Source organism: Paraburkholderia sediminicola, from assembly GCF_046027355.1.
Taxonomy (GTDB): domain Bacteria; phylum Pseudomonadota; class Gammaproteobacteria; order Burkholderiales; family Burkholderiaceae; genus Paraburkholderia; species Paraburkholderia sediminicola_B.
This window is the reverse complement of the sequence record NZ_JAQQEK010000035.1, coordinates 43495-65721: the sequence shown is the minus strand read 5'-3', so window position 1 is coordinate 65721 and position 22227 is coordinate 43495. Positions and strand designations below refer to the sequence as shown.

Sequence of the window (22227 nt, the reverse complement as noted above, 5' to 3'; positions counted from 1 at the left end):
GCCGTATCGTTCTCCATCATCGACGATCATTCGTAACCGCCAGGAGAATAGACATGGAACCCAGACGTAACGCGTTCGAGCAGCCGATCGGCGCCCCCGTCCCGGGCTGGAACGGCGCTCAGGCGCCTGGCCGCGAGCCGCTGGTGGGCCGCTATTGCCGGATCGAACCGGTGGACGTGGAGCGTCACGCCGAGGATCTGTACGACGCGTACAGCTCGGCCGCCGATGGCCGCGACTGGACCTACCTGGCAGTCGGTCCGTTCGAAAGTCTCGCCGCCTATCGCGAGCATCTGACACGCGCCGCCGCGTCCGTTGATCCGCTGCACTACGCGGTGATCGATCTGACGACCGGCAAGGCGGTCGGCACGCTGGCGCTGATGCGGATCGACCGCGCGAACGGTGTGATCGAAGTCGGCCATGTCACCTATTCGCCGCGCCTGAAGCGCACGCGCATCGCCACCGAAGCGATGTTTCTGCTAATGACGCAGGTGTTCGACAAACTCGACTATCGGCGCTTCGAATGGAAGTGCGATTCGTTGAACGGACCGTCGCGCACGGCGGCGTTGCGCTACGGCTTCACGTTCGAGGGGATCTTCCGTCAGGCGATCGTGTATCGCGAGCGCAATCGCGATACCGCGTGGTTTTCGATCATCGATAGCGAATGGCCCGCGCTGCGTCCGAGCTATGCGCGTTGGCTCGATGCCGGCAACTTCGATGCGCAAGGGCAGCAGATTGAACGGCTGGTGGATCTGATCGCACAGCAGCGGGCGGCGGCGAGCAGCGACGCGCGGTGAGGTGATTGTCGAGCCGGCCGGCGCACACGGCCCGCTCGACGTAACGGGCAATAACGGCGCTCGCCACACGCCGGCTCAAACCGCGTGTGCCTGCCGACGCAGCACGATGGTCGGCTTGCCTTTATACGTGGTGCGAAGTTGCTCACGATAGCCGCATTTATGGGCGACGCGCAGCGACGGCAGATTTTCCGGCGCGACGATGCAGGCCGTTTCGCCATCCGGCCAATGCTGGTCGGCCCACTCCAGCGCGGCACGCACGGCCTCGGTCGCATAGCCGCGGCCATGCACGGCCGGGTCCAGCGCCCAGCCGACTTCGGGGGCCAACAAGGACGGCTCGATCTCGCGATGGTAGTCGGCAAAGCCGACTTCGCCGAGAAACCGGCCGCTCTCCTTTTCCCGCACGACCCAATAGCCATAGCCCAGCATCGCCCAATGTCCGGCGTAACGCAGCAGACGCGCCCAGACCTCCTCGCGCGTGAAGGGCTTGCCGCCGATATAGCGGATCACTTCGGGATCGGACCACATCGCGTAACTCTCGAGGAAATCGTCGCGGGTGTGGGGACGCAGGGTGAGGCGTTGGGTGGTGAGGAACGTGGGAGCAATCGACATTGCGTAGGAGCAGATAGTGGATGAAGTGGCCCGGCAATCAGTGCGCTCGATCATCGCAGATTTTTTGCGCGCCATGTGCGTTGCCAAAATCCTGGCCGCGCGCGCAGCAAGCCATGGCAAGCGAAGAGACTTCGCCCTACACTCGCCGGGTACGTCCGCGCATCGTTGCCACGCTCACCACCGCTCCGTCGATGAAACCTCGCCTGCGCTACCTCACCGCGCTGATCGTGAACGTCGCCTTGCCCTGGCTCGCCTACCGGCTCGCGTTCCCGCACTGGGGCCAGCTCGGCGCGCTGGCCGCGTCGGCGCTGCCGCTGATTGCGTGGATGAGCTGGGACCTGCTGCGCTATCGCCATTTCGACGCGCTCAGCGCGCTCGTGCTGGTCGGCATCGTGCTCTCGCTGCTGGCACTCAGCGTCGGCTTCGGCGGCAGCACGCGAATGCGCGAGATCGAAGACCCGATGGTGTCCGGCATGATCGGCGTGTCGTTCCTGGTGTCGCTCGCGCTGCCAAAGCCGCTGGTCTTCTATCTCGCGCGCTCGACCATGTCGCGCGAGGATCATCGCAGCGTCGCGAGCTTCGAAAAGCATTGGCGCGAACGCGCCTCGCTCGTTGCGTATATCCGCTTGATGACGCTCGTGTGGGGCATCGGCATGATGGGCGAGAACATCTTGCGCAGTCTGATCATCTGGCAATGGCCGGACGATCCGCGCTCGGCCATCGCCTCCAACGTGCTGAGATACGGCGTCTATGCCGGCCTGACGGCCTGGACCTTCTGGTGCCGTCGGCTCATCAAGCGGGATGCGCTGCGCTATCCGGACGACACCGTGGACCAGACCAACCACCTCGCCAGTTCATAAGCCCTCCCCTCACGCCAGCTCGAGAAAGCGCGCCAGACACGGATTGCGATTCGCCGGCGACCACGCCAACACCTGTTCGATCAGCGGCGCATCGACCAGCGGCCGGAACACCACGCCGGCGAGTTGCGCTTTGCGCATGGAAGCCGGCACCAGCGCCACGCCGACCCCTTCGTCGACGAGACTCAGCACCGTCTGCTGCAACTGCACTTCGAAGCGTATATCAGGCTCGAAGCCGCCCGAGCGACAATGCTCGACGATCGCCGCGCGCAAAGTGGGCGCCACGTCCTCGGACGCGAGCACGAACGGCTCGCCCGCCAGTTGCGCGATCTTCAGACGCCGCGCGCGGGCCCGCGGATGGCTGCGCGACAGCGCAACACATAAAGGCTCGCTGAGAATCGTGCGCGTGGCGAGCCCCTTGTCCGGCACGTTCGGGAACATGATGGCCGCGTCGATCTGGCCGGCAAGCACCTGCGCGGCGAGATCGTTGGAGACGACCTCGCGCAAGTTCAACGCGACTTCGGGATAGGCCGCGCCAAAAGCCCGCGCATAGCCGGGCACGACGTTGTACGCGGCGCACATCGTGAAGCCGATGGCGAGCTTGCCGGCATCGCCACGCGCGGCGGCTTGCGCGTTGCTGACCGCTTGCTCCACGGAGGCGAGAATCGCTTTCGCGTCGGCGTAGAAGCGCTCGCCCGCGGCGGTCAAGCTCACGCTGCGCGGACTGCGCTCGACCAGCGTCACGCCGACGCTCGCCTCCAGCGCCGCCAGTTGCCGGCTCAACGGTGGCTGCGACAGATTCAGACGCGCGGCCGCCCGGCCGAAATGGCGCGTCTCGGCAAGCGTCACGAAGTAGCGCAGCGGCTTGATATCGATCACGACACCTCACGGGAAAGGACAATGCAAAAAAGGTATTGTCGGGCACAAAAAACAGTATTGGATTGTATCAACGAGAGCCACTACGCTGGCGGATCGCCACTCCTCCCCACATTCTTGCGCCGATGTTAGCCACCCTCGAAATCCTGCTCCCCGTCTTCGGCCTGATTTTCGCGGGTTTCGCCTGCCGCCGGCGCAACGTGCTCGGGCCGAACTCGGCGTCGGAACTGAACCGCTTCGTGGTCTGGCTGGCGCTGCCGGCGCTGCTGTTCGACATCATGGCGCACGCCACCTGGCGGCAGCTGTATCAACCGGCGTTCGTCGCCACATTTTCGATTGCGTGCGTCAGCGTGTTCGTCCTGATTCTGGCGATGCGGTTGATGAGCGGCCGGCATCTCGCCGATGCGAGCGTCGATGCGATTGCGGCCTCGTATCCGAACACCGGCTATATCGGTTTCCCGCTGGGCATGATCGCGTTCGGCTCGGCCAGCCTGACGCCGACCACGATCGCCACGATCCTCGTCGCCTGCGTGCTGTTCGCGGTTGCGATCGTGCTGATCGAAGTGGGTCTGCAGACCGAGCGCACGCCGCATAAGCTGGGTTTGAAAGTGCTGCGCTCGCTGGCGCGCAATCCACTCATCGTGTCGCCGATCGTGGGCGTACTGTTCGCCAGCCTCCATGTCGCGTTGCCGGCCAGCGCAGAGACCTTTCTGAAACTGCTGGGCGGCGCGGCGAGTCCGTGCGCGCTGGTGAGCCTCGGCTTGTTCCTCGCCGAGAAGCGCCCGTCCGAGGCCGGCGCACGAGGCATTTCCTGGCTGCTGACCGGCGTCAAGCTGCTCGTACAGCCGGCGCTGACGTGGTGGCTCGCGGCGCGCGTGTTCGGGCTCTCGTCCACGCTGGTCGAAATGGCGGTCATCCTCGCCGCGTTGCCCACCGGCACCGGCCCTTTCATGCTCGCCGAGTTCTACGAACGTGAAGCCCACATCACCTCGCGAACGATCCTGCTGTCGACCGTGGGCTCGATCGTGACACTCTCGTTGCTGCTGCTGTTGATGGGCCATCGCACGTAAGCGCACCTAAGCGCCTCCAAGCGCATCTGAACGCGCTGACCGGCGCGCAACCTGCACAGGCCCGCGCCTCGCGTTATGCTTCGCGGACGGATTGCCCCGGTCCGCGATCTTCATCCGCCATGCGCGAAGCCTGAACCAAGCCGCCGTGCCCAAAGCCCGCCCACCCGAACTCCACGACGACGCCGACGCCCGTTCGCTCGCCCGGCACTATCCGCGCGGGCTGCGTATCGACCCGCACTCGCACACGTGGGCGCAGGTGCTCTATGCGGTGTCGGGCGTGATGTGGGTCGAGGTCGGCCGCGAAGCGCTGGTGGTGCCGCCGCAACGCGCGGTCTGGCTGCCGGCCGGCACGCTGCACTCCATCCACATGATGAGCGAGGTGGAGATGCGCAATCTCTATCTCCACGCGCGCAATGTCGGTCACCTGAGCCGGCGCAGCGACGTGTTCGAGGTGAACGGCCTGCTGCGCGAACTGATCACCACGATCGCGGAGCATGAAAGCAGCGACTCGCGCGATCAAGCCTATCTCGACGCCGCGTACCGTCTCGCCATGCTGGAACTCGGACACGCGCCGCGCTCGTCGCTGCGCATCGCGCTGCCCGATGCCTCGGACCGACGGCTCGAGGCGTTGTGCCGCGCGGTGATCGACAATCCGTCGATTGCGATCAGCTTCGAGCAGCATGCGGCGTCGGTCGGGGCGAGCGTGCGGACGCTGGCGCGGCTCTTCACGCGCGAACTGGGCGTCGGCTTTGCCGAATGGCGCCGCCAGGTGCAACTGGCGGTTGCGGTCTCCTGGCTCGCCGAAGGGCGGCCGGTGAGCAGCATCGCGCGCTCGCTCGGTTTTCAGCCGAGCAGCTTCAGCGACATGTTCCGGCGCGAACTGGGCGCGCCGCCGACCGGCTTCGATCCAAGCGGCACGCTGAGCGAGGCGGCGTCCGCGGTCTCGCCCGAACCCGCAAAGAGCCGCCAAAGTTGATCAGCTTCGCAGCGCCACGGGAGCAAGGGTCTCCAAACGCCTTGTCCGAATTTCGAAAGTATTTGTCCTAACGCCTTCATGCCGGTCACCTAGACTAACGTTCAATCTACTGCGCAACGCAGCCCGGAATCCAATTGGAGCGACATACGATGAAAGCCATCCAGTTCAAATCTTTTGGCAGCCCCGAAGTGCTCGACTACACCGATCTGCCGACGCCGCAAGCCGATGCGGACAACGTCGTCGTGCAGGTCAAGGCGGCCTCGGTGAATCCGAGCGACGTCAAGAACGTCTCCGGGCATTTCGGACACACGGTGCTGCCGCGCACGCCCGGCCGCGACTTCAGCGGCGTGGTAGTGGAGGGCCCGCAAGCCTGGCTCGGCGCCGAAGTGTGGGGCACCGGCGGCGACATCGGCTTCACGCGCGATGGCACGCACGCCGAGTTCATCAAGGTGCCGCTCGCGGCACTGTCGCGCAAACCCAAGACGCTGAGCCACGCGGAAGCGTCCGCCATCGGCGTGAATTTCGTGGTCGCCTGGCTTGGCACGGTCGAGTACGCGCATCTGCAAGCGGGTGAAACCATCGCCGTGATCGGCGCGGGCGGTGGCGTGGGCGGTGCGGTGGTGCAGATCGCCAAGGCGCGCGGCGCGCGTGTGATCGCGGTGGACCGTCATCCGCTCGACGCGGATACGCCGGCGGGCCGCCTGATCGACGACTATGTGCCGTTCGATGAAAACATCACGGACCGCTTGAGGGCGTTGACCGACGGCGTCGGTGCGGACGTGGTGTACGACACGGTCGGCGGCGTGGCGTTCGAGACGGCATTGAGCCTCGTCAAACGTCGTGGCCGCGTGCTCGAAATCAGCGGCACGGGCAAGCGCCGCGTCGAATTCGATCTGATCGACTTCTATCACAACGAGACGCAGTTGCTCGGTGTGGATAGCGCAAAGCTCGGCGTCGCGGAATCGGCGCCGCTGATGACGGCGCTAGTCGAGGGCTTCGAAACCGGCAAGCTGACCGGGCCGGCCATCGCGCAGACATTCCCGCTCGAACGCGCCCGCGAAGCCTACGAGGCCGTGGCCGCCGGCACACGCGGCCGGGTCGTCATCACGATGTAATCTCCCTGCGACCGGCGGGCGTGGCAGCCCGCCTCTCATCTGGATACAACAGTCATGAAAGCGTATTTGATCTCGCTGGCCGCCGGTGTCGTGGTCGGCCTCCTCTACAGCGTGATGGAAGTGAAGTCGCCCGCGCCGCCGACCGTCGCGCTGGTCGGGCTGCTCGGCATGCTTGGCGGCGAACATATGATTCCGTTGGTGCGGACCTGGCTGGCGTCAGGCATTCATTGACTCGCATCTTGCCGCCGCGCCCCCGCTCGCGTTGAGTCGCGCGTGGTCGTCAAATAAAACGCCGACTCGGCCGCATCTCTCAGGGGCACCTTTTCCGTCACCCTGCGTCACACGCTAAGATTGAGCCCGACGGGCTCGTGCGTCGCCCGCAGACGACAAGAAATGCTTTGCCTTGGAGAATCAGATGCCTGAAGAATATGAAGTGCATGGTCCGCACGACCATGCCGTGGAACACGCCGGTCATCACGACGCGGATCCGTTTGCGAGCCGCATGGCCGTGATCACGGCCATCCTCGCGACGATCGGTGCACTGTGCGCGTACCAGAGCGGCAACAGCGAAAATCTCGCGCTGTACTACAAGAACGAAGCCGCCATCAAAAAGACCGAAGCGTCGAACCAGTGGAACTACTACCAGGCGAAGGGCGAGAAGCAAAATCTCGCCGAACTCGGCGCGGCGCTGTCCACCGGCAACACGGACGCGCATGCGAAATTCCTCGCCGACGTCGACAAGTACAAGCAGCAGAAAGAGCCGATCCGCGCGAAGGCCGAAGCGATCGAAAAGGAAGTCGTCGATAACGACGCTCGCAGCGAAGCGTTGCTGCATGGCCATCATCGCTGGGCGCAGGCCACCACGCTGATCCAGGTGGCGATCGCCCTGTGCGCGATCACGTTGCTGACCCGCAAGAAGTGGCTGCGCAATCTCTCGTTCGTGGTGGCGGGAGCGGGCGTGATCACGGGCGCGTTGGCGTTTTTCTCGGCTTGATATGTGAAGCGCCGCGCTGCCAGAGTGCGCCGCGCGGCGCAAATGAAGGAGTGCAGCGTGATTGATGGGTCCGCGGTTCTAGGCGTTTTCTCTGTGTATGTGGCCGGCGTGGTCATTCCCGGCCCGAACTTCGTCGCGGTCGCGCACAAGGCCGCATCGGCGACGCGCGTCGAAGCGCTCGCGATGGTCGGCGGCATCGTGCTGGTCAATCTGTTCTGGGCAAGCTGCGCGATTCTCGGCGTCGGTATCGTGTTCACGGCTTTTCCGTGGCTCGCATTGACGGTGAAACTGGCCGGCGCCGGCTATCTGATCTGGTTCGGCGGACGTCTGATCGTCAACGCGTCGGCGGGCAAACCGACCGCCGGTGTCAATGCCGCGGCAGGCGGTTTCCGGCAAGCGTTCGCACAAGGCTTCGCGACCAACATCGCGAATCCGAAGTCGATGGCGTTCTTCGCCGCCGTGTTCTCTTCCGCGGCGCCCGCGCATGTCAGCGTGGGCACGTTCGCCGCGATGCTCGGCATGGTGTGCGTGGTCGCGGGCAGCTGGTACGGGTTCGTCGCGCTCACGTTGTCGCATGAGCGGATTGCGACCGCTTACCGGCGCTGCAAGGCGTGGATCGACCGCGCGTGCGGCGGCCTGATCGTCGCGTTGGGCGTGCGGCAGTTGATACGTTAGGTATCTACACGCCGACGCACGAGGCGCGCGTTAAAAGTGTTTTGCATTTCATCTCGTCTCGAACAAAGTGGGTATTAAAGAGATACCCGCGGCGTGGCTTCATGACATAAATTGAGGAGGACGTACCATACGCGCGTCTGCAGCGAACACTGCAACCGGCGCGATCTGTCATGGAGGAACCGCTGTGAGAGAAACAACTGATCCGTTAGGCGAGGTGACCGCCAACCTCGAGGAAAGCATTCTTCTTCCGCAACTCGGCTGTCCTGCAGGCAAGATCGGCATCGCAGTCGGCGATATGTTGGAGCGATCGAATCACGCCGTCATCGTTACTTCATTCGATCTACTCGACCTGCATGCGAACGAGCGGGTGCTCGAAGTCGGCCTCGGCAACGGCGGCCACATCGCGTTCGTGCTCGATCAGGCCGAGAGACTGCGCTTCACCGGCATCGATATATCGCCGACCATGATCGCCGCCGCTCGCAGCCGCAACGCGGCTTTTGTGCGCGACGGCCGGGTCTGGCTCGAAACCGCCGACGTCGTTGCCATGCCGTTCGCCACTGCCTCGTTTGACAAAGCGGTGACGAGCAACAGCACGTATTTCTGGCCGGACCTGACGGCCGGCCTGAAGGAAATTCGCCGCGTGTTACGTGTGGACGGCACGCTGGTCATCGCGGCCATCACACCCGAGGCGGCAATCGAAATGCCTTTTGCCGAGTACGGTTTCACCGTGCATGACGCGGCGGCACTCGAAGCCGCCTGCGTGGCCGTGGGATTCGATCGGATCGGCATCACCCGTTACCTCGAACCGCTCCGCGATCCGCCGCAAGAGCAGGGCCCGCGCGAGTTTTATCTGCTGCGGGCGTGCGCCGTCTGACACGGCGGTGTACGTAAGGGCGATACGTGGCAAGGCTCAATGCGCGATGCCGTGCGCGCGTTCGAGCAACATCTCGCGCTCGCGTGCATTGCGCGTCATCCCGGCGGCACGTTCGAACTCGGCGCGCGCTTCTTCCACGCGTCCGAGTTTCGCCAGCAGATCGCCACGCACGCTCGGCAACCAGTGATAGTTCGCCAGCGCGGCATCGCTTGCCAGCGCATCGACGATCTCCAGACCGGCCGCCGGACCGAACGCCATGCCGACCGCCACCGCGCGGTTCAACTCGACCACCGGCGACGGCGCCACTTGCGACAGCGCGTCATACAACGCGACGATCTGCGCCCAATCGGTATCGTCCGCGCGACGCGCTCGAGCGTGACAGGCGGCGAGCGCTGCCTGCAACGCATACGGGCCGCTCGCGCCGCCCAGCGCATGCGCGCTGTTGAGCGCAGACAGTCCGCGACGGATCAGAAGCGGATCCCAGCGGCTGCGATCCTGATCGAGCAGCAGCACCGGACGGCCCTGCGCATCCGTGCGCGCATGCGTGCGCGAGGCCTGAATCTCCATCAGCGCGACGAGGCCGTGTACTTCGCTTTCGTCGGGCACCAGACCGCTCAGCACGCGGCCGAGCCGCAGCGCTTCCTCGCAGAGCGCCGGACGCATCCAGTCGTCGCCGGCCGTGGCCGAATAGCCTTCGTTGAAAATCAGATAGATGACCTGCAGCACCGAGGCAAGCCGCGGCGCGCGGGCGTCCGCTTGCGGCACCTCGAACGGCACCTTGGCCGCTGACAACGTGCGCTTAGCCCGCACGATACGCTGTGCGACGGTTGGCTCGGGCACGAGAAACGCGCGCGCGATTTCGTCCGTGCTGAGGCCACCGAGCAGGCGCAGCGTAAGCGCGACGCGCGCATCGGTCGACAACACCGGGTGGCACGCCGTGAACACCAGCCGCAGCAGGTCGTCGCCGATATCGTCGGCGCGGGCGGCATCGAGGGCATCGACGAAATCGGGCACGAGATGGGCCTCCATCGCGTCGAGATCGTGACCCAGCTCCTGGCGCTTGCGGGCGTGCAGCGCTTCCTGCCGCAAGCGGTCGAGGGCACGGTTCTTTGCGGTCGCCATCAGCCATGCTCCCGGGTTGTCGGGCACGCCCGCGTCAGGCCAATGTTCGAGCGCGGCCACCAGCGCGTCTTGCGCCAGTTCTTCGGCGAGCCCGACGTCGCGCACGATTCGCGCGACGTGGGCAATGACCTTGGCGGACTCGATCCGCCAGACTGCCTCGATGGCACGGTGGGTGGCTGCCGTGGTCACAGCCTCAGCCCGCCGTCTTGGCGTTCGGGTCCATGTAGATGAGCTCCCAGATGTGGCCGTCGATATCCTCGAAGCCGTGCCCATACATGAAACCATAATCCTGCGGCGCGCGCGGTACGGTGCCGCCCGCGGCGAGCGCCTTGGCGACCAGCGCATCGACCTCCGTCCGGCTTTCGCACGACAGGCCCACCAGCGCTTCCGTGCTCTCCTTCGGATCGCACAGCGACTTGCGGGTAAACGACTTGAACAGGTCCTTGACCAGCAGCATCGCGTAGATGTTCTCGCCGAGGATCAGACAGGCCGCCTGTTCGTTCGTGAATTGCGGTTCGAAGCTCAAACCGATCGCGCTGAAGAAAGCTTTCGATCGTTCGAGGTTATCGACCGCGAGATTGACGTAGATCTGCCTATGCATGATGGAGTCCGTTAACCGGTTGTGGACAGGGCGCGGCTGGAACGCCCTGCGCCGTGTTCAGCTCGCCTCGGCGAGCGTTTTCAGATTGTTCAGGCCGTCCTCGAAATCCTTGCCGACCATTTTGTCCATGTTGAAGAACACCTGAACCAGCTTCGACATGAACGGCGTGGGTCCGTGCATCGCCCAGGTCACTTCAGTCGCGCCTGCTTCAGGCTTCAGTGTGAATTCGGCCATGTTGTGCGCTTCGAACGGCTTCAGAAAATCGAGGTTGAACGTCACGCTCGTGGGCACGGCCGTATCGACGATCTCCATTTGCCCCACGCCGACCTTATCGCTTTGCCACGCATAACGCGCGCCCTTGCCGTTCGGTGTGCCGCTATAGGTGCCTTGGGCCGCCGGGTCTTTGCGCAGAAACGGATTCCACAGATTGAATTGATGGAGATTGTCGATCAGCGCGTAAATCCGCTCGGGCGGCGCCTGGATGCGTACGCTGCGTTCGATGCGAAAGCTGTCGGGCCGAGTCGCCGCGTAGACCAAGAGCAGGCCCACGGCCGCGACCACGGCGATCAGTATGGTCTTGAGCATGATGAATCCTTCGATAAAGCCGGATCGGCGCGGGCTTCGCGTTGCCGCTTCAGCGCTTGCCGGCTTCCAGTTCACGGAACCGGTCCAACTCCGGGCTGGGTTCGAAGTCGTCGAGTTCGAACAGTTGACGCACTTCGATTTCGCCGTCCGCTTGCTCGCCGAACGGCGCCGGAAAGCGCCGCGCCCATTCCATGGCTTCTTCACGCGAGCGCACCTGGATCAACGTGTAGCCGGCAATCAGTTCCTTGGTTTCCGGAAACGGGCCGTCGACCACCGAGCGCTTGCCGCCGCTGTAGCGAACGCGCCAGCCTTTCGAACTCGGTTGCAGGCCGGTCGCGTCGAGCAGCACGCCGGCCTTGGCCAGCTCTTCGTGGTACGCGCCCATCGCGGCCATCAGGAACGCTTCCGGCATCTCGCCGGCTTCACTGGCAGCGGTCGCTTTTACAAGGATCATGAATCGCATCGCCGTTACTCCTTATCGTTGTGAGAGGGAGAGCCGAGCCCGCAGGCTGCCTCCTTACTCACACGACGAGCAACGCACAGCCGGATCGACACCTGTGCCGATCCGCCAGGGAAAACCCCGAAAACAAATGCTGTCGATGCGCGAATCGGCTAGAGGAAACAAGGTCCGAGCTTGCGGACTTCGACCGTGCACCAGGTTGCCGCCGGGCAGGCTTGCGCAATGGTCACAGCTTCTTCACGCGTGTCGCAATTGAGGAGAAAGAACCCGCCGACCATTTCCTTGGCTTCGGCGAACGGGCCGTCGAGCAGTTTCGGCTGGCCGTCGCGCACCTGCACGCGCACGGCGTCGTTCAAGGACGTGAGCGATTCGACCGCGACCAGTTTGCCGCGTTCTTTCAGATCGGCGGCGAACCGGACCATCTGGTCGTAGACTTCGCGGCCCGCAGCTTCACCGCGTTCAATGCGTTGATCCGTGGGTTCGACGATGAGCAGCATATAAGACATGGCGTCTCCGATTTGATCGCGCCGCAGACGTGAACGCCCTGGAGGCGTATGAAGGCAAAAACGCGCTTGCGGTGAGTTTGCGAGAGGCAGTCTAACAAGCATGAAAGCCTCCGGCAAACCCGATCCGGCGCTGGCGCGGCGGCCGATCAGGCGTCTTACGGAGACTCGTAATATCCGCACGGCATGGGGACCGTTTTCTACCGTGCGATACGATATCGCCGCATTGAAGTAATCCTCTCCAATGCGCTAAAGACCGTACGCGGTACAACGATCAGCGCCACGAAGTGGAACGTCAACGCGGCTGAATAAGAAAACGCCCCACATGGGGCGTTTCACTTGCGTTTGTACAAGGGGGGAGTCCATGCGTTCGGTTCAGACCGCGGCTTCCGCAATCGCCTGCACCTGCGCTGAGCGCATCAATCCTTCGATCATTCTCGCTTCCGCGCTCGCAATCTCGCTCAGCGATGCCACGGACAATTGGCCGTCGAGAATCGCCAACGCGGTGCACAGGCGGGCGTATTCGCCGTCTTCCAGGGCCCACGCGCCTTCCTCGTGTTCACGCGCGTCGAGCTGCACCATCGCCGCATGCGCGCTTTCGATGTCGGACAACACGTCCTCGCCGAGCCCGAGGCGCGCAAGTTCTTGCGACACCAGCAAATGCCGGCTCAAGGTCATATGCAGATTCCGCGAGCCGTAGCCGTGCCGGAATGCATCGAGGGCGGCGTAGCACTGCAGAAGCATCGCCGACGTGACCGGCTCATGGGCGGTGCGGCTGTAGGTCAACGCGCGCAACAACGGGGACATGGCCGACTGGTTGTGCTTGCGGGTTCGCGATTTACTGGACATATCGGTTCAACCTCCTTCTCTGACTCTCGGCTTCGCCACCGAATTCTTCTGCTCTCCGGTGGCAAACGCCGCCGATACGCCGGCGGCCTGACAGGCTCTGATGGGAGTCTGTGCAACCATCATGGCAAGCAACTATTAAGACAGACTTAAACGGCTTCAAGTCCGGTTTGTATGAAGCATCTCATACTACGCGGCCGGTCGGTGGTTCGATGCCACCCAAGAGCGCACCGCGCAGTGCAACGCTGGGATATCGGTTCGAACTTGGCAATTGCAAGTCGCGTCGCGTGTCTCGACGAAAAAAAACCCTGTTCCCGCGAGGGAACAGGGCCAGACAGGATGGAACAGGCGTACTCGCGCGTGGATGCTCGCCGACCTATACCCACCGCAAACTAACAAAGCTGTTGCTACTTGAACTGCCACTGCAAATAAAACCGTGCTGCCTATATTGCTGCTGCGAAAAACATTCGTTTCGGAACTGCTCACTGCAATCACAGCCGGGTCCTTCGCCTTCAACATCGCCTAGCTGCAACCCCCTGCTGCTTCACGCGCAAATTGCATGGATCGCGCGCCGTTTGCATTGCTTCTCTTACCTACTGCTTTACTGCCCTGCCGCGTTCGACAACCGCGGCAAACTGCCATCAACGGTACGGTTCAAAACAACGCGGGGGAAGACCGCGTCGATGGGGCTCGGTGATTTGTCGCTCCATGGAAAACAGTGTATTCCGGCACTTGCGAATGCAATTGGGCGAAGCGAAGGGATTTGGCAGGCCAGTTTGGCGAATCGGTGTAACAGGCCGATTTCCTCAGAGGTGAGCGGCGCGCAGCCTGCGCCGCCACGGCGAGACACACGGTTATTTACCGCGCCAATTCGTCGCCGGCGACTTCAGCCGCGCGGCCGAAAAGTGCCGATCGAATCGGCAACGAAACGAGCGACGGCACCGTCACCGTCGCTCGCTGAACTTTGAGCATCTGCGCTTGCAAGACGAGCGGCGTAAATCTCATCAGCCCCGGGCGGCGAAATCGCTGATCGTCAGCAGCACTTTTTCGCCCGGACGCGCGAGCATTTTTCTTTCCGCCACGGCGGTAATGCGTTTGCGCCCGTCAGCGAAAGTCTTTAGTACGCGTTCCTCGCCGGCGTCGCGTTGCAACCAGAAATGCTGTTCCAAGGCCTCACGCGTGACGGCGCATTCGAGGTCCCGTCCTCGCGTCGAAAGCTGGAAAATCACCGCGCGTCCGTCTGCCGAGACGCTTGGTTCAAGCTCGATAATCTCCATGGCCCACCTCGCAAAGTTCGTTAAGCCGCTCGCCGTGTTGAACGAACGACACCGAAAAAAACTGAATACAAACGCGAAACCACGCGTCGAGTTCTTTTGACTGACCAATGCACGCTATCGCGCCACGGCCACGCTCACTGTGCGCTAGCCCACCGTCGAGTGGGCCGTAGCATGCGCACTCAACCCACGCGGGCGTTTCGCGCAGAACTCATGCAGCAGTGCATTCAATCCTTCCGTCATGGCTTGCGTGCCGCGCCGCACGCCTCGCGACGCGGACGATATCGCGAACCAGGAATGCGGCGGCCGAAGCTCGTGGCACGTGCCGCGCGCATCGACAAAGCGCAAACAACCGGTATCGGGATAAAAGACGAGCGTCATCGCGTCGCCGTCGACCCCGTGCGTGACCGTATGTGGTTTCGCATTCAGCATTTTTCGTTTTATGCCAGGTTGGCGTCGTTCCTCGGCGGTTCGACGTCCGAACCCGCACGCGCCAGCAATTCGCGGATAAGGCAAAAGCAAAGCGCATGCCAATGAGCACCCAACACGTCGCGCGAACTGTGGCGAGCGCAACGCAAACAGACGACATGACGCCTCCGGCACACCGCAAACACCGACCGCGCCTGACGCGGCGCACGCGGCAGCGCGCGAATCCATCGTAGCGCGGAGCATCGGCCGACGGGATCGGCACGACCGGCGAACAGCAAAGTCGAGAGGCACAAACATAACCGCGTGGTAAAAAAGCGCTGCTGGCGCGACAATTCACGGCCATTCTTACTAGCCGCCGGCACGCCGGAAACGTTACCAACATGTCCGTTCAAGAACCTGTCTTCACCCTGCGTCCGGCGCTGGACAAGGACGAAGCCTTTCTATTCGAGCTGCGCAAGGCGACCATGACGGAGCACCTCGCGCGCGTCGGCGAACCGTCGGACGATACCGAGCATCGCGCGCGACTGCTGCATCGTTATGACACGGCGCGCGTGATTTGCATCGACGGCGCGCCCGCCGGTTTGCTCAAAGCGCATCGCACCGACGCCGAGTGGGTCGTCGTGCAATTGCAGATCACGCCGGCGCTTCAAGGGCGCGGCATCGGCGAACGCGCGCTGCATACGGTGTTGCGCGCCGCGCAGGCCGACGCATTGCCGCTCACCCTCAAGGTGCTCAAAGGCAATCCCGCGCAGCGCCTGTACGAGCGCCTCGGCTTCGAGATCGTCGGCGAAGATGAGAGACAGTTTCACATGAGGCGCGAGCCGCGCGCGTCGGCGGAAATTGAAGCAGAATGAATGTCGGATAAAGACTGATACGTAACGGACTTGATATGACCTTTCGCGACACCTCCGCCATCGCAAGCTGGCACGCCCACGTGTATTTCGATGCGAGCAGCCGCGACGCCGCGTGGACCTTCCGCGAGCAGATCGACGCACACTGGGGCGACACACTGCAGCTGGGCCGCTTTCACGAGCGCCCGGTGGGCCCGCATCCCATGTGGTCGTATCAACTCGCGTTCACGCAGGCGCAATTCGCCGAACTGGTCGGCTGGCTCACGCTGAATCACGGCGCACTGGATATCTTCGTGCACCCGAATACCGGCGACGCGCTACGCGATCACCGCGACGCAGCCGTGTGGATCGGCCGTTCGCATGAACTGGTGCTGAGCGCGTTGAATTGATCGCCGTGAACGCGGCGCCCCGTGCCGTTCACATATTCGAGTACGAACTGCACCAGCCAAGCGCCGCGACCTGCTTATCGCCGAACAGCGTGCACCCGCCGTATGCGTCGTTGGCTTTGCCCTGGAACAGCGAGCAGTTGGCACAGCTTTGTCCGGCGGCGTAGCCGGGGAATTTCGCCTTGTCGACCTTGGTCGCGTCCGCCTTATAGCCAACGGCTTGCGCCTTCGGATCGGATTCGCTGAGTGCGTTCGCCGTATCGGCGAAAGCGGCGCGGGTGAGCATGAGCGCGGAACCCGCGCTCATGCCTAGCAGCAGAAAATGACGACGCGATGTTTTCATATGGGTCCGATGGAAAGTGGGGGACTTGTCTCGATCGCAATCAATCGCCGTCAATCGAGAAATCGCGTGAACCGTTCGACTGGTTCGCGTTCGGTGCGTAACGTGTTGACCAAAGCGTTTTCGTCGGCGAATCCGAGCGACATGCCGCACACCAGTTGCTCTTGCGGCGGCAAGCCGAGCTGCTCCGCAATCACCCGATGAAACGGCGTAAACGCGGCCTGCGGACAGGTATCGAGACCCCGTCCACGCGCAGCCGTCATGATCGCCTGCAGGAACATGCCGTAGTCGAGCCAGCTGCCGCGCTCCATCACCCGGTCGATGGTGAAGAACAAGCCCACCGGTGCGCCGAAGAAGCGGTAGTTCTGCGCATGCTGTTCGTGCATGCGCGCCTTGTCGCCCTTCTCGATGCCGAGCAGGCCATACAGGTCCCAGCCGATTTTGCGGCGCCGATCGATATACGGCGACACCCATTGATGCGGGTAGTACGGATATTCTTCCTGATACAGCGCGTCGCGTTGCGGGTCGTCGTAAGCGTCGAGCAAGGCCTGCGAAAGACGCGCGAGCGACACGCCCGTCACCACGTAGACTTTCCACGGCTGCGTATTGGTGCCCGAAGGCGCGCGGCTGGCGGCTTCAAGAATGGCTTCGATGTCGTCGCGCGACACCGGCGTGGGCAGAAAGGCGCGAATCGAACGCCGCGTGACGAGCGCGGCGTCGACTTCGTTGGCAGCGGGTGTGGTCATCGGCGAATTCCGGCGGAGCCAGCAGTCGTGGCGGTCTGCGAGAATTCTAGCGCGAGCGCCCACTTTCCCGCTGGCGGGCCGGCAACGCCGGCCGCGCGTAGCGGGTTTAGCGCAGCGGCGTTTTCAGCGCATCGATGAGATCGAGCGGATCGTAGGGCTTGCGCAGCAGGATCGCGTGCGGCAAAACCTTGCGCTGCTCCGGCGTCAGCACGAGGTCGTAGCCGGTCAGGAAGATCACGCGCAGATCGGGCCGCTCGCGACACACCTCCAGCGCCAGGTCGATGCCCGACTTGCCCGCCAGCCCCACGTCGGTCAGCATCACGCTGATCGCGTGTTCGCTGAGAATCTGCTTGGCGTCATGCTCGCCTTCGGCTTCCAGAATGTCGAAGTCGAACGTGCGCAACAGTTCGGCGGTGCTCACGCGAATCAGCTCGTCGTCTTCCACCAGCAGAATCCGCAGCCGCGTCTGAGCGACGAAACTATCGGCGCTATCCGGCATCACGGGCGGATCGATCTCGAGAAGATGCTGCTCGGCCTCGGCGATTTCGGCGGCCTGCGGATTCTGCGCTTGCAGCACGTAGCGGACTTTGCGCGCCAACGCTTCGTGCGTGTACGGCTTGCTAAGCAATTCGATGCCGTCATCGAGCCGCCCCGAATGCACGATCGCGTTATCCGTGTAGCCCGACGTGAACAGCACCGCGATGGCCGGCAATCGCTCGCGCGCCTTGCGGGCGAGTTCGGTGCTGCGCAGCGGACCGGGCATCACCACATCGGTAAACAGCATGTCGATCGGCACGCCGCTTTCGACGATCGCCAGCGCGCTTTGCGCGTCTTTCGCCTTCAGTACGCGGTAGCCGAGGTCGGAGAGCATTTCGACCACGGTCGTGCGTACTTCCTCGTCGTCCTCGACCGCCAGAATGGTTTCCGTGCCGCCCTTGGCAGGACCGGCGTCGATATTCGTCTCGAGGTCTTCTTCCTGGCGCACCCGCGGCAGATAAATGCGGATCGTCGTGCCGTGGCCTTCCTCGCTGTAGATCTTCACATGGCCGCCGGACTGCTTGACGAAGCCATACACCATGCTCAAGCCGAGGCCCGTGCCCTGGCCTTCGGGCTTGGTCGTGAAGAACGGCTCGAACACGCGCTCGCGCACTTCCGGCGGCATGCCGGAGCCCGTGTCGGTGACCGCCAGCATCACGTACTGGCCTGGCGTGACCTCCGCGTTGCGCTTGGCGTAGGCGTCGTCGAGCGCGGCGTTGCCGGCTTCGATCGTGAGCTTGCCGTGGCCGTTCATGGCGTCCCGCGCGTTGATCGCCAGATTCAGCAGCGCGTTCTCGACCTGAAACGGATCGACCAGCGTATTCCACAAGCCGCCCGACACGATCGTTTCGATTTCGACGCCGTCGCCGAGCGCGCGCCTCAGCATGTCGTCGAGTCCGCGCACGAAGCGGCCGAGATTGACGACCTTCGGCGCCAGCGGCTGACGCCGCCCGAACGCGAGCAGTTGCGAAGCGAGGTTCGCGCCTCGCGCGACGCCCGCCAGTGCGTTGCGCACGCGCTGTTCGGGCTTCTCCGAACCGGCGACGTCTTTCGCCAGCAGTTGCAGATTGCCGCCGATCACTTGCAGCAGGTTGTTGAAGTCGTGCGCGACGCCGCCCGTGAGCTTGCCGATCGCTTCCATCTTCTGCGCCATGCGCAGCGCTTCTTCGGCGTGCCGCAGCGCTTCGGTGGTTTCCTTGTCGGCGGTGACGTCGCGGCCCACGCCGTGAATGCGCGCCGTGTCGGGATCGAGCGCGAGCGTCCACGCGACCCAGCGCCATGTGCCGTCGATCCGCTTGAAGCGGTTTTCATAGCGTACCGGCACGCCCGTTCTGCGCAGTTCGGCCAGATGCGTGCGGACAGTCTCGACATCATCCGGATGAACCAGATCAACGTAGGAACGCGACATCAGCCAGTGCACGTTATGACCGAGCGCCGTGCTCCACGATGGACTCACGCGCTGCAAGCGGCCTTCGATATCGGCCACCACCAGCAGATCCTCGCTCAACTCCCACAGACGGTCGCGGTCCGCCACCGTCTCGATCACGCGGCGCTCCAGCGTTTCGTTCAGATCTCGCAACGCGCTTTGCGCCTTGGTGCGCTCGGCGATTTCCGTTTGCGCCGCCTGATACAAGCGCGCGTTGTCGATGGCAATCGCCGCCTGCGCGGCGATACCGGCCACGATGCGCTCGGCGCGCTCGGTGAACACGCCGGGCTCCGGGTGGCCGAAGAACAGACCGCCGACCACTTCGCCGCTGCGCGACTGCACCGGCGCGGCCAGATAGCTGCGCACCTTCAGATGACCCTCCGGCATGCCACGATGTGGCGCGTTGTGGCCATAGCGCGGATCCTGCGTGATGTCGTCAACGCGCACGATGCCCTCGCCCTGGAACGTGGGCGCGAACACCGCTGTGTTGCGCGGCATCGGAAACCGCTCGAACGCTTCTTTCGGCACGCCGGACAGGGTATACAGCATGTAGCTGCCGCCCTTTTGGTCGAGCACGTTGTAGAAGAACGAGCCGAACGCGGCGCCGGTCAGTTCGGTGGCCGCGTCGGTCACGATCTGCACTGCGCGGTTCAGATCGAGTTCGGCCGCCACCGTCGAGCCGACGCGATTGAGAATCTCCAGCGTGCGCGATTCCTCGCGCAGCTTCATCTCGGTCTCGCGGCGCAAGCGCGCGAGTTGCAGATTGCCCGACACGCGGGCCAGCAACTCGCGGGCCGAGAAGGGCTTGGTCAGATAGTCGTCGGCGCCATGCTCGATGCCGTCCATGCGCGCTTCCTCTCCCGCACGCGCGGACAGGATCAGCACCGGCGTGTCGCGCAAGTCCGGATCGGCGCGCAGTGCGCGCAGGAGCCCGAAGCCGTCGAGGCGCGGCATCATCACGTCGGAGAGCACCAGATCGGGCGGTTCCGCGCGCGCGGCTTCCAGCGCGGCCAGGCCGTCGGTGGCGAGCCGCACGTCATGGCCCGCCGCGCGCAATATGCGGCTCATGTACTCACGCAAGTCGGCATTGTCGTCGACGACCAGCAGCCGCGCGGCGGCGACCGGCGCAGCCTCGGGCGGCGCCTCGTTAGCCGATGCCGTCTCGATCGACGCGCTGTCCACGAGTTCGTTCTCCGGACTCCAGCGCAGCGCGGCATCGACGTAGGTGCGCGCGTGCTTGCTCATGGCGGCGTGCACGGCTGCGTCCTCGGGCTGGGACAGCACGGCGCCGCGCGGCAGCGAAACGGTAAAGCACGCACCTTCACCGAGCACACTGTCGACCCGCACCGTGCCACCGTGCAGCTTCACCAGTTCCTGCACCATCGCGAGCCCGATGCCGCTGCCTTCCACGGAGCGCCCCGGTGCGCCCGCCACCCGATGAAAGCGCTCGAAGAGGCGCGGCACTTCTTCTTCCGCAATGCCGATGCCGCTGTCCGTCACGCTGACCTCGACGCCGCCGCCTTCGTCAGCGCGAACCGCGACCCGGATCGTGCCGAAGAACGTGAACTTGTACGCGTTCGACAGCAGGTTCATCACGACCTTTTCCCACATCTCGCGGTCGAGTTGCACGACCACGGGCGTGGCCGGAATCTCCACTTCGAGGCGCAGGCCGGCCGCCTCGATCGCGGACTGGAATAGCGACGCGAGTTCGGCCGTGAAGGCGGCGATGTCGGTGGGCTGCGTGTGGATCTGGATGCGACCCGCCTCGATCCGCGAGAAATCCAGCAATGCGTTGACGAGCTTCAGCAGACGCAAGCCGTTGCGATGCGTGATCTCGATCAGCGCGCGGTCGTCGATATCGTTGCCCGTCTGCGCGCCGTCGCCGCTCGCGGCTTGCTGCGGCTTGGCGAGCAGTTCTTCGAGCGGGCCGAGCATCAGCGTCAACGGCGTGCGGAATTCGTGGCTGATGTTGGAGAAGAACGTGGTCTTCGCGCGGTCGATTTCGGCCAGCGCTTCCGCGCGCCGCCGCTCTTCCTGATACGCCTGCGCGTAGCCGATCGCCGCGCCGATCTGGCCGGCGGCCAGGTTCAGGAAGCTGCGATAGGCGTCGTCGAAAAGACGGCAAGGGTTCAGGCCGGCAATCAGAACCACCGTCTGCGTCGACTCACTGCCGGGCGACACCGGCAGGATGACCGCCTGCTCCGGTGCGAGATGCCACGGCCCCTTCGGCAACGCGATGCCGAAACGCTGCGTCAAGTCGCGAACCAATTGCGGCGCCTGGATTTTGAACACGTCGGCGACCGGCCAGAGAGAATCATCGACGCGCAGCGTCTGCGGCGCCGCCGGGTGGCCCGGCTCGATGCCGCTCGCGCCTACCAGCGTCGCCGTGTCGCTGCCGGGTTCGGCTGCGTATAGCAAAGCGAAAGGCAGGTCTTGCGGATTCGACTGCAACGCGCGCGCGCTGAGTTCGCACGCCTCGCGCCAGTCGCGGCCGTCCGGACTGACGGCCGCCAGTTCCTTCAGCAGCGCCAGTTGCCGTTCGCCGACCACCTGCACGGTGTCGTCGCTGTTGGCGCAGATGATGCCGCCGGGTTCACCGTCCTCGCCGGGAATGGGGCTGTACGAGAAGGTGTAATACGTCTCCTCGGGAAAACCGTTGCGCTCCATGATGAGCAGCTTCTGTTCGACGAAGATGCCCTCGGCGCCCGCCAGCGCGGTAGCCAGGAGCGGCTCGATGTCGGTCCAGATTTCCCGCCACACGACGTGCGTCGGTTGACCGAGCGCGACCGGATGCTTGCCGCCGATGATCGATTTGTACGGGTCGTTGTAGAAATAGAGCAGATCGTCGCCCCAACCGATCCAGATCGGCTGACGCGACGTGAGCATGATGCGGATCGCGATCTTCAGACCTTGCGGCCAGGTGTCGGGCGCGCCGAGCGCCGTCTGCGTCCAGTCGTAGGCGCGGATCAGTGCGCCGAGTTCGCCGCCGCCGGCAAGAAAGGACGGGGCGGCCAAACCGGCGGGCGGTGCATCCGACATGAAGCGGTCCGGCTGTTTCAACGCGATCTCCTCGACGCGGCGGATCATATTCGTGCGGACCGCTATTGCAAAAGCGGTGCCTGATACGACGGATGGCTAACGATCACCACGCAATTGACGTAGCGCGATTCTCGCACGGAGCGGTGTGCCGGAGGAAGATGAGACGAGGCGCAAAAGCCCGGCACAGCGGGCTTTTCGCGGCGCGGGACTGAGCGCTGTGCAGAGGATTGGGCGGCATCGGC

The 22227-nt window shown here is 64.0% G+C and carries 24 protein-coding genes; 11 read left to right on the top strand and 13 right to left on the bottom strand.

Annotated features, from left to right (window positions below; genetic code table 11):
* Positions 1-53 precede the first annotated feature (53 nt).
* Positions 54-794: a GNAT family N-acetyltransferase gene (locus tag PQR42_RS37705; RefSeq protein ID WP_408388593.1), complete on the top strand. Its 741-nt coding sequence runs from the start codon at positions 54-56 to the stop codon at positions 792-794.
* Between the two features lie 75 nt (positions 795-869).
* On the opposite strand, the gene PQR42_RS37700 is transcribed toward PQR42_RS37705, so the two are convergent.
* Positions 870-1403: a GNAT family N-acetyltransferase gene (locus PQR42_RS37700; RefSeq protein ID WP_408388689.1), complete on the bottom strand. Its 534-nt coding sequence runs from the start codon at positions 1401-1403 to the stop codon at positions 870-872.
* 191 nt (positions 1404-1594) lie between these two features.
* Between PQR42_RS37700 and PQR42_RS37695 the strand changes: the two genes are divergently transcribed.
* Positions 1595-2263 carry a VC0807 family protein gene (locus PQR42_RS37695; RefSeq protein WP_408388691.1) on the top strand — a complete coding sequence of 223 codons (669 nt, stop codon included), beginning with the start codon at positions 1595-1597 and terminating at the stop codon, positions 2261-2263.
* A 9-nt stretch (positions 2264-2272) separates the two neighbouring features.
* Here the strand turns inward: PQR42_RS37695 and PQR42_RS37690 are convergent, their stop codons facing one another.
* Entirely contained in the window at positions 2273-3139 is an 867-nt protein-coding gene (locus PQR42_RS37690) for a LysR family transcriptional regulator (RefSeq protein ID WP_408388595.1), read from the bottom strand.
* A 122-nt stretch (positions 3140-3261) separates the two neighbouring features.
* On the opposite strand from PQR42_RS37690, the gene PQR42_RS37685 reads away from it, so the two are divergent.
* From PQR42_RS37685 to PQR42_RS37655, 7 genes are all read left to right on the top strand, one after another.
* A complete protein-coding gene (locus tag PQR42_RS37685; RefSeq protein ID WP_408211514.1) occupies positions 3262-4206 on the top strand; it encodes an AEC family transporter in 945 nt (314 codons plus the stop codon).
* A gap of 145 nt (positions 4207-4351) precedes the next feature.
* Positions 4352-5182: an AraC family transcriptional regulator gene (locus tag PQR42_RS37680; protein WP_408388597.1), complete on the top strand. Its 831-nt coding sequence runs from the start codon at positions 4352-4354 to the stop codon at positions 5180-5182.
* Positions 5183-5331: 149 nt separating this feature from the next.
* Positions 5332-6297, top strand: coding sequence for a quinone oxidoreductase family protein (locus PQR42_RS37675; RefSeq protein ID WP_408388599.1), 966 nt, complete (start codon positions 5332-5334; stop codon positions 6295-6297).
* A gap of 54 nt (positions 6298-6351) precedes the next feature.
* Positions 6352-6528 (top strand): DUF1427 family protein, encoded by a 177-nt coding sequence (locus PQR42_RS37670; RefSeq protein ID WP_408211519.1) that lies wholly within the window; start codon positions 6352-6354, stop codon positions 6526-6528.
* A gap of 184 nt (positions 6529-6712) precedes the next feature.
* Positions 6713-7291, top strand: a complete 579-nt coding sequence (locus PQR42_RS37665) for a DUF4337 domain-containing protein (protein WP_132379156.1) — start codon at positions 6713-6715, stop codon at positions 7289-7291.
* Positions 7292-7348: 57 nt separating this feature from the next.
* A complete protein-coding gene (locus tag PQR42_RS37660) occupies positions 7349-7966 on the top strand; it encodes a LysE family translocator (protein WP_408388601.1) in 618 nt (205 codons plus the stop codon).
* 184 nt (positions 7967-8150) lie between these two features.
* The gene (locus PQR42_RS37655) at positions 8151-8840 is read left to right on the top strand and encodes a class I SAM-dependent methyltransferase (RefSeq protein ID WP_408388603.1); all 690 of its coding nucleotides are present in this window, start codon (positions 8151-8153) and stop codon (positions 8838-8840) included.
* A 36-nt stretch (positions 8841-8876) separates the two neighbouring features.
* Here PQR42_RS37655 and PQR42_RS37650 read toward each other — a convergent pair whose 3' ends face one another.
* The 8 genes from PQR42_RS37650 to PQR42_RS37615 form a co-directional block, all read right to left on the bottom strand.
* Complete coding sequence (locus tag PQR42_RS37650; protein ID WP_408388605.1) at positions 8877-10151, bottom strand: RNA polymerase sigma factor; 1275 nt, start codon at positions 10149-10151, stop codon at positions 8877-8879.
* A 4-nt stretch (positions 10152-10155) separates the two neighbouring features.
* Complete coding sequence (locus tag PQR42_RS37645; protein ID WP_408211530.1) at positions 10156-10563, bottom strand: VOC family protein; 408 nt, start codon at positions 10561-10563, stop codon at positions 10156-10158.
* 57 nt (positions 10564-10620) lie between these two features.
* Entirely contained in the window at positions 10621-11148 is a 528-nt protein-coding gene (locus tag PQR42_RS37640; protein WP_408388607.1) for an SRPBCC family protein, read from the bottom strand.
* Between the two features lie 49 nt (positions 11149-11197).
* The gene (locus tag PQR42_RS37635; protein ID WP_408388609.1) at positions 11198-11611 is read right to left on the bottom strand and encodes a YciI family protein; all 414 of its coding nucleotides are present in this window, start codon (positions 11609-11611) and stop codon (positions 11198-11200) included.
* Positions 11612-11760: 149 nt separating this feature from the next.
* Positions 11761-12114 (bottom strand): YciI family protein, encoded by a 354-nt coding sequence (locus tag PQR42_RS37630; RefSeq protein ID WP_408388611.1) that lies wholly within the window; start codon positions 12112-12114, stop codon positions 11761-11763.
* 372 nt (positions 12115-12486) lie between these two features.
* On the bottom strand, positions 12487-12960 hold the full coding sequence (locus tag PQR42_RS37625) for a hypothetical protein (protein WP_408388613.1): 474 nt from the start codon (positions 12958-12960) through the stop codon (positions 12487-12489).
* Positions 12961-13961: 1001 nt separating this feature from the next.
* The gene (locus PQR42_RS37620) at positions 13962-14234 is read right to left on the bottom strand and encodes a DUF1488 family protein (protein WP_095421882.1); all 273 of its coding nucleotides are present in this window, start codon (positions 14232-14234) and stop codon (positions 13962-13964) included.
* Between the two features lie 144 nt (positions 14235-14378).
* Positions 14379-14663: a hypothetical protein gene (locus PQR42_RS37615; RefSeq protein WP_408388615.1), complete on the bottom strand. Its 285-nt coding sequence runs from the start codon at positions 14661-14663 to the stop codon at positions 14379-14381.
* A gap of 377 nt (positions 14664-15040) precedes the next feature.
* Between PQR42_RS37615 and PQR42_RS37610 the strand changes: the two genes are divergently transcribed.
* Together PQR42_RS37610 and PQR42_RS37605 are read left to right on the top strand one after the other, a co-directional pair.
* Positions 15041-15514: a GNAT family N-acetyltransferase gene (locus tag PQR42_RS37610; RefSeq protein ID WP_408211544.1), complete on the top strand. Its 474-nt coding sequence runs from the start codon at positions 15041-15043 to the stop codon at positions 15512-15514.
* 35 nt (positions 15515-15549) lie between these two features.
* The gene (locus PQR42_RS37605; RefSeq protein WP_408211546.1) at positions 15550-15900 is read left to right on the top strand and encodes a DOPA 4,5-dioxygenase family protein; all 351 of its coding nucleotides are present in this window, start codon (positions 15550-15552) and stop codon (positions 15898-15900) included.
* Positions 15901-15928: 28 nt separating this feature from the next.
* Here the strand turns inward: PQR42_RS37605 and PQR42_RS37600 are convergent, their stop codons facing one another.
* From PQR42_RS37600 to PQR42_RS37590, 3 genes are all read right to left on the bottom strand, one after another.
* Entirely contained in the window at positions 15929-16240 is a 312-nt protein-coding gene (locus PQR42_RS37600) for a high-potential iron-sulfur protein (RefSeq protein WP_408388617.1), read from the bottom strand.
* Between the two features lie 50 nt (positions 16241-16290).
* Complete coding sequence (locus PQR42_RS37595; RefSeq protein ID WP_408211552.1) at positions 16291-16983, bottom strand: nitroreductase; 693 nt, start codon at positions 16981-16983, stop codon at positions 16291-16293.
* Positions 16984-17089: 106 nt separating this feature from the next.
* Positions 17090-22033, bottom strand: coding sequence for a response regulator (locus PQR42_RS37590; RefSeq protein ID WP_408388619.1), 4944 nt, complete (start codon positions 22031-22033; stop codon positions 17090-17092).
* Between the last annotated feature and the right edge of the window lie 194 nt (positions 22034-22227).

What these genes read in the sequence shown, in the direction of transcription:
- PQR42_RS37705 (WP_408388593.1), top strand. Translation starts at nt 54, where the DNA reads ATGGAACCCAGACGTAACGCGTTCGAGCAGCCGATCGGCGCCCCCGTC.
- PQR42_RS37700 (WP_408388689.1), bottom strand. Translation starts at nt 1,403, where the DNA reads ATGTCGATTGCTCCCACGTTCCTCACCACCCAACGCCTCACCCTGCGT.
- PQR42_RS37695 (WP_408388691.1), top strand. Translation starts at nt 1,595, where the DNA reads ATGAAACCTCGCCTGCGCTACCTCACCGCGCTGATCGTGAACGTCGCC.
- PQR42_RS37685 (WP_408211514.1), top strand. Translation starts at nt 3,262, where the DNA reads ATGTTAGCCACCCTCGAAATCCTGCTCCCCGTCTTCGGCCTGATTTTC.
- PQR42_RS37675 (WP_408388599.1), top strand. Translation starts at nt 5,332, where the DNA reads ATGAAAGCCATCCAGTTCAAATCTTTTGGCAGCCCCGAAGTGCTCGAC.
- PQR42_RS37670 (WP_408211519.1), top strand. Translation starts at nt 6,352, where the DNA reads ATGAAAGCGTATTTGATCTCGCTGGCCGCCGGTGTCGTGGTCGGCCTC.
- PQR42_RS37665 (WP_132379156.1), top strand. Translation starts at nt 6,713, where the DNA reads ATGCCTGAAGAATATGAAGTGCATGGTCCGCACGACCATGCCGTGGAA.
- PQR42_RS37645 (WP_408211530.1), bottom strand. Translation starts at nt 10,563, where the DNA reads ATGCATAGGCAGATCTACGTCAATCTCGCGGTCGATAACCTCGAACGA.
- PQR42_RS37640 (WP_408388607.1), bottom strand. Translation starts at nt 11,148, where the DNA reads ATGCTCAAGACCATACTGATCGCCGTGGTCGCGGCCGTGGGCCTGCTC.
- PQR42_RS37635 (WP_408388609.1), bottom strand. Translation starts at nt 11,611, where the DNA reads ATGCGATTCATGATCCTTGTAAAAGCGACCGCTGCCAGTGAAGCCGGC.
- PQR42_RS37630 (WP_408388611.1), bottom strand. Translation starts at nt 12,114, where the DNA reads ATGTCTTATATGCTGCTCATCGTCGAACCCACGGATCAACGCATTGAA.
- PQR42_RS37625 (WP_408388613.1), bottom strand. Translation starts at nt 12,960, where the DNA reads ATGTCCAGTAAATCGCGAACCCGCAAGCACAACCAGTCGGCCATGTCC.
- PQR42_RS37620 (WP_095421882.1), bottom strand. Translation starts at nt 14,234, where the DNA reads ATGGAGATTATCGAGCTTGAACCAAGCGTCTCGGCAGACGGACGCGCG.
- PQR42_RS37615 (WP_408388615.1), bottom strand. Translation starts at nt 14,663, where the DNA reads ATGCTGAATGCGAAACCACATACGGTCACGCACGGGGTCGACGGCGAC.
- PQR42_RS37610 (WP_408211544.1), top strand. Translation starts at nt 15,041, where the DNA reads ATGTCCGTTCAAGAACCTGTCTTCACCCTGCGTCCGGCGCTGGACAAG.
- PQR42_RS37605 (WP_408211546.1), top strand. Translation starts at nt 15,550, where the DNA reads ATGACCTTTCGCGACACCTCCGCCATCGCAAGCTGGCACGCCCACGTG.
- PQR42_RS37600 (WP_408388617.1), bottom strand. Translation starts at nt 16,240, where the DNA reads ATGAAAACATCGCGTCGTCATTTTCTGCTGCTAGGCATGAGCGCGGGT.
- PQR42_RS37595 (WP_408211552.1), bottom strand. Translation starts at nt 16,983, where the DNA reads ATGACCACACCCGCTGCCAACGAAGTCGACGCCGCGCTCGTCACGCGG.
- PQR42_RS37590 (WP_408388619.1), bottom strand. Translation starts at nt 22,033, where the DNA reads ATGATCCGCCGCGTCGAGGAGATCGCGTTGAAACAGCCGGACCGCTTC.